This is a genomic window from Streptomyces sp. NPDC050264 (assembly GCF_040655895.1).
GTDB lineage: Bacteria > Actinomycetota > Actinomycetes > Streptomycetales > Streptomycetaceae > Streptomyces.
On record NZ_JBFAKV010000027.1, the window covers coordinates 112,084 to 126,003 of the forward strand.

Below are 13,920 nucleotides of genomic sequence, written 5' to 3' on the forward strand. Positions count from 1 at the left end.
GGACCCCTTTTCTATGTCAATCAATGTTGTTTTTAGACTCTTCGATCACTACGCAGCACTCCCCCGGCCGGGCGTCCATCCGGGCCGCGACCTGCCCGCCGCCGAGCAGCCCCTCCAATAGCGCCAGGTTCATACCGCAGACGAGCGGCGGGAAGCGGTCGGCCACCAGACGGAAAGGGCAGTTGCGCATACGCACGACGCGTGGGCCTGTGTCCTCGACGCTTTCCAGGTGCGGTGCATAGCCCCGGGCAGCCAGCGTCTCCATGGCCTCCTCCAGGCCCCCGCAGGGCGCCGCGGATCCGCGGTCGGCCTCGCCCCGGTGGCGGGCCGTCGTGAACAGCCGGGCGTCGAGGCCCGCTTGTTCAGCGGCTTCGGCGAGCAGTTCTGCGACCGTGCGGTAGTCGCGGGCCGGCAGCGACACCGACCGCTCGGTCCGGCCGAGCGTGTACACCTTGGCGGGGCGACCCGCCCCCGGCCCCGAACGGCCCGTCAGGCGGCGACTGCCGCTTTCCAGCAGTCCGACCTCCGTCAGCTTGTCCAGATGGTGCGCAGCCAGCGTGCGCGCCACCCCGACCGCCTCGGCCGCCTCATTGCGGCCGACCTCGCGGCCCTGCGCCACCACGTACTCGTACAGACGACGCCGCACCGAGTCCTGCAGGGCCGCGATCGCGTTGATGTCCTCCACCCGGCCATTCTATGAACAACAGAGATTGGAGGTAGAAGGACTCGCGCTCAGCCGGCGGAGAAGGCCCGCGGCGGCCGCCAGCACCGCCGCCACGGCCGACCGCTCCGGGAGCCGCGGGTCAGGCTCGGCACGCTGCAGGACCACATGGTGGTAGACCGGCGCCGTGGCGGCCACCAGCAGGCTCCGCGCATCCGTGTGTTGCGCGGGGAGTTCGCCGCGCTCGACCGCACACTCGACGAGGATCTCGCACTGGGCGCAGCGCCGGCCCGACCGAAAACCCGGCCCCGTACCGCAGACGGCAGTTGCCCGCACGAGCTGCGGACACCGCTCCCTGCGGAGGAAGATGAGTTCCGCGCACGCAACGAACCCGCTTCCGGGCCGGGACTTCGGACATGCCGGCATCTGAACTGGGGGTGCTGACAGGATTACTCGGCGGCGGCTCCCCCGCCGGGCCCCCGCGCGGGGGCTGCCTACGGCATGGCGCAGAGTAATCCGATGACGATGGTGCACGAGGCGAGAGCGAGCATCACGTACCGGATGGCCGGTGGGAGAGGCCGCGCGGGCGGGACGTCCAGGGGGCAGACACACAGTCCCTGGAGGCCATGGTCCGGCGGGTCCTGCCCATATGCCCGGCATACGCGCGCAGGGCTGCTGCTTCGATCGTCACGCGATGAGCAACGAAGCAGGCCCCGGCCCGGCCACGGCCCGGTCAATGAGGTCCAGGCGCACTCCACACATCCGGCGGATTCAGGCCCGGCCGACGGTGTCCACCCCCCGCTTGCGGGCATGAGCGACACCCCATCAAGCGCGCAGCGTTGCCAGTATGCCGGTGGTGCGAGCGTTGAGGAGTCGCTGCCGGGAGGGCGTAGGAGGACGTCTCAGTTGGCGAAGTCAGACGGGTGCGGATCCTTAGAAAGGAAACAGCCGGTACGTCGACGTGATCGGGGTGTTCGGATCACTCCCGCACCGCGCGCCTGGAGGACGGAGCGGACCGGCCGGGCCGGAGGAAGCCGATGCCGAGTTGTGGACGGCGATCGCGTCAGCGCGCGGGTGGAGAGCCTGGGACGGTTCGCCGCAGGCCTGGTCGGCGGCTGTCTTCAAGGGCGCGTCATCCAGCCTTTGCCGGGTCGATCCCGTACAGGGCGGTGGCGGCCAGGGCCTGGCTCGCGTCGCACGTGTTCTGCTCGGCGGGCGCGGCCCACAGGGGGATCAGACCGGACGCGGTGGGCGAGGAGTCCAGGCGGAGGTAGTGGCAGACGCCGTTGATTCGCAGGGCGGTGGCGTACACGGCGGCTCCCTGGGCCTCGCCGACAACGTTGCTCACCGTGTCGCTCGCGGTGATCAGCTTCTTCTCCTTGAGGAAGTCCAGGGCCCCTTGGGTCGTGTGCGCATAGCCTGAAGTCGCCATCGCTCGGTAGGCGTTGACGCTGGTGGGCTGCCGCGTGAGGAGTGCACCCAACTGAGCGGTCAGGCTTCCCGGCTTGCCATCGGTCCGCGCATCCGGACAGGGCATGGCGCTGTATTTCACGCTGTGTTCGCCGAAGCCGAACGTGTAGTGGTAGCAACGGACGGGATAGGCGTTCACGGCGACGGTTCCCACGCTGGGGGGTACCAGCCCCAGCATCACCTCTGCCGTGTGAACGGTGCTGGCGGAGCGGCGCTGCCCGGTGTCCAGGCTCAGCAGAGCGCCGCCGTGAGTCTCGACCTGGGCCACGAGCGTGCCTTGTGTGAACTGTCCCCCATAGGTGCGTCCACCGGAGTAGAAACCCACGTTCAGGTCTGCACGGAGATTCTCGGCGAGACTGGCTGCCTGCGCGTCGACGGCGGAGGTGTCCGGGGTGGTGGCTCGCTGATAGAGCAGGGTGCTGGCCACGCCTGCCGCCCAGACCGTGAGCGCGCCCAGCACAAGGAGCACAATCCGCAACCCGGTGCCACGTCCCAGGGCCTGTCCGGGACCGGCCGGCCGCTCCTGTTGCGCCCGGACAACCTGCGTCGTCATGCCTCTGTCCTCTCCCGCGAATGTGTCACACGGATTCGCCGCCGCGTACTGCCAGGGCAACGCAGGATCGATCGTGGTTCGAGTGACCGCGACGGGTCCGCGAGGGGAGCTTACGGCTCGCCAGCCGCCCGGTAGTTCCTGCCTCCTCAGCGCGACGGGCAGTGCGCTTGGCAGCCAACTCGCAGTGCGGAAAGGGCCCGTCCCGCATCGTGTCGTTGAGCTGCCAACCAACTCCTGAGTAGACGCCCCGGGCACGACGATCAGCACTGACCCGCAAGCCACGCCGAGTCGAGCATCACTTCAAAGGATCCGCACCCTTCGTCGTTTCATGTCACCCCCGGGGCCCGCTTCCACCTGGGCGAGGTGGCCTGCACCCCGCAGACACGCATCCACTCGGAATACCCCACGATCTACGAGCGCAGCACTCTTTGGACCGGCAAGTACCTGCCCATGGCCGACGAACAGGCGCGGCAGCGCCTGCTGGAGCACTGCTACCCGGCATGGGACGCAATGATTTTTCCCGCGCCAGCGCTGGCCGAGCGGGTATTCCACACGAGCAGGATGACCGCGCTGCTCTTCGAGGTCGATGACCTCTCGCTGCTGAACAACGGCATGTTCGGCGACATCGTCGCTGAATGGCGGGCCTCCAGCCAGCCCTGCGGCCGGGCGTTCGCCGATCCGTTCGACACCTTCGAACGCAACAGGCCGCCACGCGTCTACGACCGGTTCCTGGCCGAGTGGCGCACGTGGTTCGCCGCCACCCTGGAAGAGCTGGAATACCGCAAGAGCCTTCAAGTCCCCGACCTGAACAGCTACCTGCGGGCACACAGCTACACCATCGCCATGCGCATCTACCAGATCGCCGTCGAAGACGTCCTGGACCTGGACCTCACTGACCTTCTCGATACCGACCCCGACTTCACCACCGCACGCGAGGCGATCATCCGCCACATCATGCCGGTCAACGACCTGTTCTCCCCGCGCACCGAAGCCTTCGGCGGTGAAATCTTCAACGCCGTCATGATTCCGGTATCGCAACGGCGGCCTCCTGCCCGACGCCGCCGACGAGGTCCGCCGACTGATCACTGAGGCCGATCGCGCGTTCGCGCAGGTATCCGATACGATCGGCGGCCGCTACCCCGACACCGCTGTCCACCACTACCTCGACCCCCTGGGCACCATGTGCTCGGGCAACTTGCGCTGGAGCCGCACGACCACCCGCTACAACGGCAGCGCCACCGCCTGGAACGGCCTGCACACCGGCACCGTCACCCTCCACCACGACCGCACCACCATCAGTCCGACCTCCTGCGCAGGGCCGCAAGCTCGGCTCGCTCGTCGGTGGTGAGCCGGTCGTCGCGCTCGCCGGCATCGGCCTCGGCCTGGCGGATCCAGCCGCGCAGGGAGCAGGCGGCGGATCTCGGTGAGCTTCTGGTGAACCATCCCTGCCTCGCACTCCTGGAGTTCCAGGGGGTCGGAGGTGAACTGGTAGCCGTCGGAACACGAGTAGCGCAGCGGCAGCACCCCCTGGCCGGCGATCAAGTCGCGCAGCATGGCCAGTCCGGAGCGGACCTGGCTCTGGGTGCGCTCGGTGGAGCGCATGAGTTGCGGCATTTCCAGTCCTGCGGGCCGGGCCTCCATGAGCGTGGCGCGCAGGGCCTCGGCGTGGTGGATCGCCGCGTCGCCTTTGTGCCGCGACCGGCGGACCATCGTTATTCGCCTCGCAGCAGGCGGGCCAGGGCCTCGTCCATGTCGACGTCGCCGGTCGATACGGCGTGCTCGATCCAGTCGCAGGTGGCCCGCACCTGCGACACGTTCGGCCCAGGACGCTTTTCTCGTCGTCGGTCAGGTGGCGTCCGCGCAGCTGCGGAACGATGCGGCCGGCCTTGGCGACGAACGCGTGGCAGCCGGAGACCAGTTCCAGCAACTCCAGGGCGTGGGTGACCTTGCGGACCGTGGGTGCAAGCGGGGGCTCGGAAGCGCCGGTCAGCTCCCGCTCGTGCGCTTCGCGGATCTGCCGGGACTGCTCGACCTGGGCGTGGTTGACCTGATGGCGGCCTGTGTCGTCACACATTGCCCGAAACGCGACATCCGGGCGCCTCAACATGTCGGTGGTGACTTTGGACGCCACCTCTTCATCCCGGGCCAGAGTGTGGATCGCGTTGATCTTCTCCTGGGGTGAGACGGGCTGAGCCACCTGATGTCCCACCCGCCGGCTGGCCTGGTCCGGCGTCCACATACGCAGCCCGGTACGCGGATGCGGAGGCGGGCGGTGGATCGCGGCGAACCGTTCGTCTTCGTCCTCGATATGCGCCAGGGTCCGGTGGATCGTGTACGAGACGTCCGCCCGGCGCTTCTTGAGCGGCCAGTGCGCGGCAGTCCACCGCCGCGACTCCACCGTCCGGTAGTTCAGCCCGACATCCTCGGCCAGCATGAACAGCGATTCGCGCACCGACAGCAGCACTTCACCCGGCATCACCGCCTGGCGGCCGCATCGGCTCGATCTCCAATGCCCGATCACCCACCAGCCAACGGCCCCTGGACTCCTCGTTCACCACTTCCCGCAGCTCGGCCACGATCTCCTCGTACCGCTGCCGACTCACGTGTCCCACCTCGGGCATGACCGCCCCCTACCGACCGGGGCGCGGCACTCCTCCTGCCGACGACAAGCCCCGGCCCCACAACCCAAGGGTCGCCCCCTCGCCAATCCACAACAACCAGAGGCCAAAGCTTCCCGATCAAGGGTTCACGGACAGGCTCTGACCACCTTGTTCGCGGCCTTCGACGTCACAACCGGTGAAGTCATCACCTCGCTCCACCGCCGGCACCGGGCCGCGGAGTCCAAGAGGTTCCTCATCAGGATCGACAACGAGGTCCCCGGGCACCTGCAGGTTCACTTGATCTGCGACAACTACGGCACCCACAAGACCCCGGCCATCAGGACATGGCTGGCCAGACACCCGCGGTTCCACCTGCACTTCACACCTACCGGCTCTTCGTGGATCAACCAGGTCGAGCGATGGTTCGGCTTCCTCGCGGACCAGAAAATCCGCCGCGGTGCCCACAAGAGTGGGCGTTCCCTGGAAGCCGACATCCGAGCTTGGGGCAAGCAGTGGAACGCGAACCCGACCCCGTTCACCTGGACCAAGACAGCCGAAGAGATCCTCGACTCTCTTGCCCGCTTCTGCCAATTGATCTCCGACGCAGGGCCCTAGTCAGACCCAGGCTGAATCGGGGCCCGCGGCCGCTGCCCTTCCGAACCGCCATCCTCACGGCGCGGGGTTGCTGGGCACCTTCACGTTCATCTCGCCGCAGCCGACGCGCTTCGCCTCCGCCTTGACGTACGACGGCAGAACGGCAAGGGCGAGTGACTTGTCGTCGTGCGACTCGCTTTCCTTCCCCGGCTCATACGCCACGAACGCGACCCGCCCGGACCGGCAGTCCGCCGTGTAGACGCTCAGGCCGCCCGCGTAGGCGCCCTGCCCGTCACCACCCAGACGCGTGGCCCGGTTTCCGAGCACCCGGGAGACCACGCCGGCCAGCTCCGGCTCCGCCACGGTCATCAGCCGGAGCCTGTTCGGGCCGAACGGCTGGCGCACGTCGCACGCCCGTATTCCGTCCGCGGGGGACGCGCCTGGCTCCGTGCCCGGCGTGGTGCCTACGACCTCCGCCTCGGGCCCCTGAGCCCACCTGGGCAGTCGGACGCCCTGGATCCCGCAGAGCCGGTCGGCGTCGACGTCCGGCAGCTCGTTGCCCTCCGGGGCGCGGCGGAGCTTCGGCGGGTCGGAGTACGGGCCGTCGCAGCCGTATCGCTCCATGACCCCGTTGGCCAACCGCACGACCGCGCGGGACATCGCGTCGAGGCCCCGCCGCGCGTCGACCTCGTTCTGGCCCTCGGGGTCAGCCTCGTCCGAGGCGAGGGTGACCACCCGCAACGGCGGCTTCTCGCCCGGCTCGTACGATCGTTCCTCACAGCTCGCGGGGAGCGCCACCCAAGCCCGGGTGGAGGAAGCCATGCCGGTGATCCCCCCACCGAGCGGCGTCATACGGGAGGAGAGGTACTCCTCGGTCCAGCTCCATGCCTGCGCGCCCCGCAACCCGCCCAGCGTCCGCACCGACGCCGTGACCTCCGACTCCAGCTCGTCGGCCCCGAACCCCTGCATGCTGCACTCCGTGTGCATGTGGTCCTCTGTGGCCCGGCGCAGCGGCAGCTCACGGCTGCGGACGTCCGTGTCCGAGAACAGCGCGTGCTCGACATCGGGCGAGAGCGAACCCCAGCACACGTCCCGCGCCACGAAGGGCAGTTCATCGGAGCGCCACGCCATGACGCCTGACCCCAGCAGCGCCCCGACGAGCGCGCCGATGACAGCGATGCCACTCCGGCTACGGGACAACCGACGCATCCGGCCCGGGCGCTCCGGCGCGGAAGGCCGGGGGGCGGGGGCCTGTCGTAGGGGCCCATCCACCTCGGGGGCCGCCGGCCCAGAGTCGACCATCTTGGAGCTCTCCGGCCCGGTGCTCTCCATCCCTGGAGCTTCCGGCCCGGTGCTCTCCGGTTCGTCCGGCATCTCGTCCTTCCTCTCGGGGCTGTCCTGGCGATTCGCGCGGCCCCACGGCCGGGCAACCGAGGCGTTGGGCAACGGTGGCGGACCGCCTCCCCGCCGCCGTCGACGGTCCGAGGAGGTTATCTGTCGGGTACACGCGTTCGGGGAGCAGGGCAGCCTCGCGGAGATGGAGCCCCGCGCCACGTCGGCTGCGCGAACTCCGTCGGGCTCGTGCGTCGGGCCCGTGAGGGCATCACCTAGATCTCCCTCGCCCGCTTCTGCCGACGAATCTCCGGCGCAGGACACTAGCGCCGCGGCATCCAGGCCTGCATCCAGTACCTCAAAGAGACCGACAGCCAGGTGCTGCAGGTACCGCAGCGGTATGTGACGCCGGACGACTGGGCCCCGGCGCGGTTTCCGCTCGGATTCTGGATCACGGATCAGCGCAAGTACTACAACGCCGAACTCCTCGAGGCCGAGCGGGTACGGCAGTTGGACGCGCTGGGCATGGTCTGGAGCGCTCACGAGAGCGCGTTCGACGAGGGCCTGCGCGCCGCCCGTGCCTGGGCGGAGGAGCACGGGCATTTGCTGGCCCCGGTCAGCGCGGTGCGCGCGGGCGGGTTCCCGGTCGGGGTGTGGCTGAAGAACCAGCGCGCCGGCGCCCGGCAGGCCGTAGAAGCCGCGTCCGCGCACGAACAGGGCATGCCGGTGGCGCCGGGCGCCTGGGGGCTGGCCGAGAGCCGTCAGGACGCCCTGGACGCGATCGACCCAGGCTGGGCCCCGGCGTGGAATACCGCCTGGCAGCGCTGTTACCGGCTCGCCAAAAACCACCTCGACGCCGACGGCACCCTCCCCCGTCAGGCCGGCGTCCTGGTCGTGCAGGGCGAAGACCTCGGCACCTGGGTGCAGGCGCAGCGGTTGGGGTGGGACAAGCTCGGACCCGCGCAGCAGTGGCTGCTGGAAAGCGTCCTGGGGGTGGAAGAAACCGGAGAGGACGAACGGCCGGTCCGCCGGAGTCAGGACGACAAGTGGAACCTCAACCTGACCGCCGCACGCCGCTTCCACGACCGGAAAGGACACCTGCAAGTACCCAGGAAGCATGCAGAGGTCATCCCGCTCCCGGAAGCCGGGCGCGCGGCGCACTGCGCAGAGAGCGATGGTGACGGAGTGCCGGTGGTGCTGGGGATGTTCCTCGCCAACACAGCGCGGCAAAGCGGCTCTTCGGGTCGCCCAGTTCGGAGGACGGCCCAGATCCATACGTGAGCCGAACAATATGTTCGGATTCCATACCAATCACCTCAGCCAAGAGCGCGAGGAAGCGCGAGAACGCGCGGCCGCGCGTGTTCGTCCAGGCTCCGGACGCGTCGAGCCGCGTCGCGGCCCTATGGCGTGTCTTCAAAGTGGGCGGAGCCAGAGGAGCGTTGATGCGAGGGTGACCGCGGCTTCGAACGAGGCCGCGGTCTTGTCGTAGCGGGTGGCGATGCCGCGCCAGTGCTTGAGGCGGTTGAAGCAGCGTTCGACGACGTTGCGGCGCCGGTAGACAGCCCTGTCAAAGCCGCATCGTCGTTCGCGGCGTCGTGCCCGCCCGGCGAGTTGGTCTTCGCCGCGGCGGGCAGCACCGTCATCGTCGGCGGCCGGCGAACAGCTTTGCTCGACCAGATCGCCGCCGAGGGATTCGACACCGTCGCCGTCGACGTGACCGACCAGGCGAGCGTCGGCCGGGCCCGCGAGACGATCCTCCACAGCCACCCGAACCTGGACACGATCGTGACGATGGCCGGAATCATGATCCGAGAGGACCTGCGCGATCCCGGGCGCTTCAGCGCTGCGGAGCAGACCATCGACGTCAATCTCCTCGGCGGCACCATCCGCGTCATCGACGCCTTCACCCCACACCTCATCGCGCGCGGCGCCGGAACCATCATCACGGTCACCTCGGGCATCGGGTTCCTGCCGTTCCCGGTCATGCCCACCTACGCCGCCTCGAAGGCCGCAGTGCACGCCTACTCCGAGGCGCTGTGCGCACAGTTGGACGGCACCGGCGTCGAGGTCTCCGAGCTCGTCCCCCCGGCCGTCGCCACAACGCCGGAACAGGCGCAGAGCAACCCCAACGCCCTCGGGCCGGCCGACTACGCGACCAAGGTTTTCGGCCTCCTCCAAGCCGGGCCCACACCGCACGAGATCCTCGTGAAGGCCGTGCACATGCACCGGTGGGCCGAGCGTGACGGAACCTACGACAAGCTGGTCGCCCAGCGCTCCCAGGCACTCGCCACGCTGCCGGGCCGTCAGTAGACCGTCGTAGCCGCGGTCGGCGAACAGTCACTTGGGCCGGAGCCGAGGTCGCCCGCGTCGGTCGTAGTTGCGGGCAAGGACGTCGAGCGAGGGAGTCGGCTGGGTGACATCGTGCGGGTTTCCGCCGGTCAGTGATACCGCGAGCGGCGTATCGCACCGGTCGGCGATCAAGTGATGCTTGTTGCCCGAAGGCCCACGGTCGATCGGCGACGACCCGGTCACGCGTGGCGGCTCACCGGATCGCCTCGGGAATCGGTGTGCGGCCGTCGTAGAAGATCACGGTCTGCCGGATCCCGGCGTTCGCGGTGATGACGTGGGTGATGACCTCGGCGACGTTGTCCCGGGAGGTGTGGGCCTCATCGTCGCCCGGCTGCCGGCCGCCGATCGTGCCGTCGGGGTCCGCGAGCTGGATCGTGCCCGTCGCCGGTTCGAGGGTGAGCTTCCCGGGTCCGAGGATGGTGAAGTCGAGTTCGGTCTGCCTCAGGTGGGCGTCGGCGTCGTGCTTGGCCTTCGCGTAGGCGTAGAAGGAGTCGTCCGGGTCGAGTTTTTCGCAGTCGTGCCCCGCTCCCGCGTAGGACACCATGACGAAGCGCTTGATGCCCGCCGCCTTGGCCGCCGCCATCGAGCGGACGGCGGCCTCGTAGTCCACGTTGTTGGTGCGCGTGGGGCTGCCGCCACCCGCACCGGCGGCGAACACCACGGCCTGCGCGCCGTCGAAGGCTTTCGAGAGCTCCTCGACGCCCGCCTGCTCGACGTCGAGGACGACGGGATTGCCTCCCGCGGCTTCGACCTCGGCACTCTGGGCGGGATCACGGATGACCGAGTCGACGGAACAGCCCGCGCTCGTGAGCCTGGGTGCGGTGAGCAGTGCGACCTTGCCGTGGCCGCCGAGGATGACTACGCGCTTCGCGTCTGACATGGGGTGCCTCCTTGTATACCGGCTTTGAGGTCGAGGCCCGCCGACCGGGCCGTCGGAATCGGCGGCTCCCGCATGGGGCGAGATATCTATGCTCGGGGTAATTCTTCTCCAAGCATCCTGGAACGGGGCAAAGTCGGCAGTGTGAGACGGCCGCATCAGCCTTGTCATCGAGAGTCCCTGAGCCAAGGGGCCCGATCGGGGTCAGGCGGGGATCACCCGTTCCTCGCGCAGGGTGGCGACCAGTTCGGTGAACGAGGCGAGGGTGTCGGCGTAGTCGGTGAATCCGGCGCTGCGGCTGCGGGCCATGTCGGTGAAGCACTCGACGGGACGGTTGAGGTCGCTGTCGGTGTGCCACCAGGACGCCACCCGGCCGAGGTCGGCCTCGGCCAGGCCTTCGCGCTCTGCCAGCCTGCGCCATGCCTCGGCCTTGCCGGCCATCTGCTCCTCCAGCGGGCGTGGCCGCTCGGCGTAGCCCTCCGGCTCGACGCCGAGCAGCTCCGCGATCCGCGGCCACATCCAGCGCCAGCGGAAGACGTCTCCGTTGGCGGTGTTGTATGCCTGGCTGGGCAGATTCTCGGCCGTGGCGGCCCAGATCATCTGGCGGGCCAGAAGGCCGGCGTCGGTCATGTCGGTGATGCCGTGCCATTGCACCTCGTTGCCGGGAAATACGAAGGGAAGTCCTTCGGCGCGGCACAGGGCTGCCTGGGCGGCCAGGGTCTGGCCGAGGTTCATGGCGTTGCCCAGCGCGTGCCCGATGATGGTGTGCGAGCGGTGGACGCTCCAGGTGAACCGGCAACGCTCGGCGGCCTGCCACAGTTCGTCTTCCTGGGCGTAGTAGAAATTCGGGGTGTCCAGGCGGGGTTCGTCCTCGTGGAAGGGCGTGTCCCGGGTCGCGCCGGTGCCGTACGCCTCGAAGGGACCCACGTAGTGCTTGAGACCGGTGACCAGCGCCACGTGCCGCAGGTGCCCGGACGGGCCCACCGCGTCCAGGACGTTACGGACCATGGCGGCGTTGACGGTGATGTTCTCCGCCTCGGTCGGGCGGCGGCTCCACGCCGTGAAGAAGACGTGCGTGGGAGTCAGCCCGGCCAGAGCCTCGCGCACTGACTCCGCATCGGTCAGATCCGCCCGTAGGGCGTCGACGCCGTCCCGCGGGGCGGACACGCTCCGGGACAGGCCTGCGGTGCGCCAGCCCTGTGCCGTCAGTTCCCGGCACAGGGCTCGGCCCGCGATCCCGGTACCGCCTACCACCAGGGCGGCTCGCCGCGGGGTGCTTGCTGCTGTGTTCATGCTTCTTCTCCTCGCATCCTCCCGGCGTACGGAAGGGTTGTACGCACGGAAGGGCTGTACGCACGGAAAGGCTGTACGGAAGGGCTGTGGAGCGGGGCCGGCGTGGTGGGCCGGTGCGGGGCGCAAGGGTGAACGGGTCAGTTCCCGGACGCCCTCTGCTGGGCCCAGGCCAGCTGCCACTGCTGCAGCGGCGTCTCGGCGGTGAGCTCCGGGCCGGGAACCGGCTCGGAGCGTCCCTCGCGCAGAGCGGCGAGGAGGCGCTCGGCTTCCAGGGAGGGGTAGTCGGTGTAACCGTGGTCGTCGCCGCCGTAGAAGGTCGCCCGGTCGGCCTCGTTCAGCTCGGCGTCGGTCCTCAGGCGCTGAGGCAGGTCGGGGTTGGCGATGAAGGCGCGGCCGAAGGCCACGGCGTCGGCGTTGCCGTCGCCCACCACGTCCAGTGCTCGCTGCCGGTCGTAGCCGCCGGTGGCGATGACGCGTCCCGGGTAGCGCTTGCGGACCCAGGCACTGTCGATGCTGTCGGCCGGCCGCTGCGTGGTCTCCGAGTTGTCGCCGAAGATCCCCGGCTCGACCAGATGCAGGTAGGCAAGGTCTCGCTCGGCGAGTGCGTCGATGACGTAGCCGAACAGCGCGATCGGGTCGGAGTCGGCCATGTCCTGGAAGGTACTGCTCGGGGAGAGGCGGACGCCGACCCGGCCCGCGCCGACCGCTTCGATCAGCGCGTCCAGGACCTCCAGCAGGAAGCGTGCGCGGTTCTCGACGCTGCCGCCGTAGCGGTCGGTGCGCTGGTTGGTGTTGTCCTGGAGGAACTGGTCGATGAGATAACCGTTGGCGGCGTGCAGTTCCACACCGTCGAAGCCGGCCGCCCGTGCGTTCCGCGCGGCCTGCCCGTACTGGGCGACGATCCGGGGGATCTCCTCGGTCTCCAGCGCGCGGGGCGTCACATAGGGGGTGCGCCCGTCGCGGGCGAAGGTGAGTCCGGTGATCGCGATGGCGGAGGGTGCGACCGGGTCCTTGCCTCCGGGCTGCAGGCTCGGATGCGAGGCACGCCCGGTGTGCCACAGCTGCGTGACGATGGCCGCGCCTGCGTCGTGGACCGCGTCGGTGACGGGCTTCCACGCCTGGACCTGCGCGTCGTTCCACAGGCCGGGAATGTTGGGGTTGCCGATGGCCTCGGGTGAGATCGCGGTGCCCTCGGAGACGATGAGCCCGGCCGAAGCGCGCTGGGTGTAGTACAGCTTGGCGGAGGGGCCCGGACGGCCGTCGGGCAGAGCGCGGCTGCGGGTCAGCGGTGGCATCACGATGCGATTGGACAGCGACAGTGCGCCGAGCTGGACTGGTTCGAACAGGGTGGGACGGTCGTACTGCATAGTCTTCTCTCCGGGATGTGGTGCATGTGCTCGCCGGGCGGCGTGTGTCGCCGACTTCTCCCGAAGCTAAACCTTTACGTTGACGTGAAGGTCAAATGCTGCGAGCGATGCGACGGAAAACCCCAGCCCCGCACGGGGCCGTAGACTCTGACATGTACGTGAACGTAGGCCTTCGGGCGGTGGGCAGGGTGAGGCAATGAAGATCGGCGAGCTGGCGCGCCGAACCGGCGTGACCACCAGGACCCTGCGCTACTACGAGGAACAGGACCTGCTGCACCCCGAGCGCGAGGGCAACGGCTACCGCTCCTACCCCGAGTCCTCGGTGGAACGGGTGGAGCAGGTACGCGACCTCCTCGCCGCCGGCCTGTCCACCCGCGTCATCCGTATCGTCGTCCCCTGTTTCGAAGGCTCAGGCCCCCGGCTCCGGCCGCACGTCGACGAGGAACTGGCCGCCAATTTGGCCCGCGAGGTCGAGCAGATGGACGCCAGCATCGCCGCGCTGACCCGCAATCGCGACGCCGTCTGCGACTTCCTGCGCAGCGCCACACCTACGAAGGCCGACCCGCGCCACGCCTCGGCGTAACACGGTCCGCGTGCTGCTCGCCGGGCGGCGGCTGTCCGTCCCAGCAGGTGGCTTCCACATCCACAAGGCACCGTCGAAGACGCTTTCGCAGCCGAGGACGTCCGACAGCGCAACAGGCAGCAACTACCGCGGTACTGCCTAAAGCGTGTTGCACAAGGCCGTGGACCGGGCATCTCCGGTGTATGCCTGGAGTGCTGAGGGCCGAGCGGGTGTGGGTGGAGACGTTCACCGGACTGCGGCT

At 69.1% G+C, this 13,920-nt stretch carries 12 protein-coding genes and 4 pseudogenes; 5 read left to right on the top strand and 11 right to left on the bottom strand.

Translation table 11 applies throughout. The features are described 5' to 3' along the window. Window positions 1-16: 16 nt before the first annotated feature. The 3 genes and pseudogenes from AB0J02_RS35850 to AB0J02_RS35860 form a co-directional block, all read right to left on the bottom strand. A complete protein-coding gene (locus AB0J02_RS35850) occupies window positions 17-685 on the bottom strand; it encodes a transcriptional regulator (protein WP_363198027.1) in 669 nt (222 codons plus the stop codon). A gap of 9 nt (window positions 686-694) precedes the next feature. After that, a pseudogene (locus AB0J02_RS35855) lies at window positions 695-946 on the bottom strand (TetR-like C-terminal domain-containing protein); the annotation flags it as partial. An 847-nt stretch (window positions 947-1,793) separates the two neighbouring features. Then, a complete protein-coding gene (locus AB0J02_RS35860) occupies window positions 1,794-2,684 on the bottom strand; it encodes a hypothetical protein (RefSeq protein ID WP_363198028.1) in 891 nt (296 codons plus the stop codon). A 450-nt stretch (window positions 2,685-3,134) separates the two neighbouring features. Between AB0J02_RS35860 and AB0J02_RS35865 the strand changes: the two genes are divergently transcribed. Next, window positions 3,135-3,773, top strand: a complete 639-nt coding sequence (locus tag AB0J02_RS35865; RefSeq protein ID WP_363198029.1) for a terpene synthase family protein — start codon at window positions 3,135-3,137, stop codon at window positions 3,771-3,773. A 132-nt stretch (window positions 3,774-3,905) separates the two neighbouring features. Here AB0J02_RS35865 and AB0J02_RS35870 read toward each other — a convergent pair whose 3' ends face one another. Both AB0J02_RS35870 and AB0J02_RS35875 read right to left on the bottom strand, forming a co-directional pair. Continuing rightward, window positions 3,906-4,394 carry a hypothetical protein gene (locus tag AB0J02_RS35870; RefSeq protein ID WP_363198030.1) on the bottom strand — a complete coding sequence of 163 codons (489 nt, stop codon included), beginning with the start codon at window positions 4,392-4,394 and terminating at the stop codon, window positions 3,906-3,908. A gap of 2 nt (window positions 4,395-4,396) precedes the next feature. After that, a pseudogene (locus AB0J02_RS35875) lies at window positions 4,397-5,160 on the bottom strand (DUF6192 family protein). On the opposite strand from AB0J02_RS35875, the gene AB0J02_RS35880 reads away from it, so the two are divergent. Next, window positions 5,117-5,899 (top strand): IS630 family transposase, encoded by a 783-nt coding sequence (locus AB0J02_RS35880; RefSeq protein ID WP_363198031.1) that lies wholly within the window; start codon window positions 5,117-5,119, stop codon window positions 5,897-5,899. The pseudogene AB0J02_RS35875 and the gene AB0J02_RS35880 overlap by 44 nt on opposite strands. A gap of 54 nt (window positions 5,900-5,953) precedes the next feature. Here the strand turns inward: AB0J02_RS35880 and AB0J02_RS35885 are convergent, their stop codons facing one another. After that, the gene (locus tag AB0J02_RS35885; RefSeq protein ID WP_363198032.1) at window positions 5,954-7,078 is read right to left on the bottom strand and encodes a hypothetical protein; all 1,125 of its coding nucleotides are present in this window, start codon (window positions 7,076-7,078) and stop codon (window positions 5,954-5,956) included. Window positions 7,079-7,558: 480 nt separating this feature from the next. On the opposite strand from AB0J02_RS35885, the gene AB0J02_RS35890 reads away from it, so the two are divergent. Then, window positions 7,559-8,491 (top strand): helicase associated domain-containing protein, encoded by a 933-nt coding sequence (locus AB0J02_RS35890; RefSeq protein ID WP_363198041.1) that lies wholly within the window; start codon window positions 7,559-7,561, stop codon window positions 8,489-8,491. Between the two features lie 132 nt (window positions 8,492-8,623). Here the strand turns inward: AB0J02_RS35890 and AB0J02_RS35895 are convergent. After that, window positions 8,624-8,779: pseudogene (locus AB0J02_RS35895) on the bottom strand (transposase); the annotation flags it as partial. Here AB0J02_RS35895 and AB0J02_RS35900 point away from each other — a divergent pair. After that, on the top strand, window positions 8,720-9,520 hold the full coding sequence (locus tag AB0J02_RS35900; protein WP_363198033.1) for an SDR family NAD(P)-dependent oxidoreductase: 801 nt from the start codon (window positions 8,720-8,722) through the stop codon (window positions 9,518-9,520). The pseudogene AB0J02_RS35895 and the gene AB0J02_RS35900 overlap by 60 nt on opposite strands. Window positions 9,521-9,550: 30 nt before the next feature. Here AB0J02_RS35900 and AB0J02_RS35905 read toward each other — a convergent pair. The 4 genes and pseudogenes from AB0J02_RS35905 to AB0J02_RS35920 all read right to left on the bottom strand — a co-directional run. After that, a pseudogene (locus tag AB0J02_RS35905) lies at window positions 9,551-9,736 on the bottom strand (IS5/IS1182 family transposase); the annotation flags it as partial. 16 nt (window positions 9,737-9,752) lie between these two features. Further along, window positions 9,753-10,439, bottom strand: coding sequence for an SDR family oxidoreductase (locus AB0J02_RS35910; RefSeq protein ID WP_363198034.1), 687 nt, complete (start codon window positions 10,437-10,439; stop codon window positions 9,753-9,755). 201 nt (window positions 10,440-10,640) lie between these two features. Next, on the bottom strand, window positions 10,641-11,729 hold the full coding sequence (locus AB0J02_RS35915; protein WP_363198035.1) for an SDR family oxidoreductase: 1,089 nt from the start codon (window positions 11,727-11,729) through the stop codon (window positions 10,641-10,643). A gap of 137 nt (window positions 11,730-11,866) precedes the next feature. Continuing rightward, window positions 11,867-13,096: an alkene reductase gene (locus AB0J02_RS35920; RefSeq protein ID WP_363198036.1), complete on the bottom strand. Its 1,230-nt coding sequence runs from the start codon at window positions 13,094-13,096 to the stop codon at window positions 11,867-11,869. Between the two features lie 196 nt (window positions 13,097-13,292). Here AB0J02_RS35920 and AB0J02_RS35925 point away from each other — a divergent pair, with 196 nt between their 5' ends. Further along, window positions 13,293-13,679, top strand: coding sequence for a MerR family transcriptional regulator (locus AB0J02_RS35925; protein WP_363198037.1), 387 nt, complete (start codon window positions 13,293-13,295; stop codon window positions 13,677-13,679). Window positions 13,680-13,920: the final 241 nt, after the last annotated feature.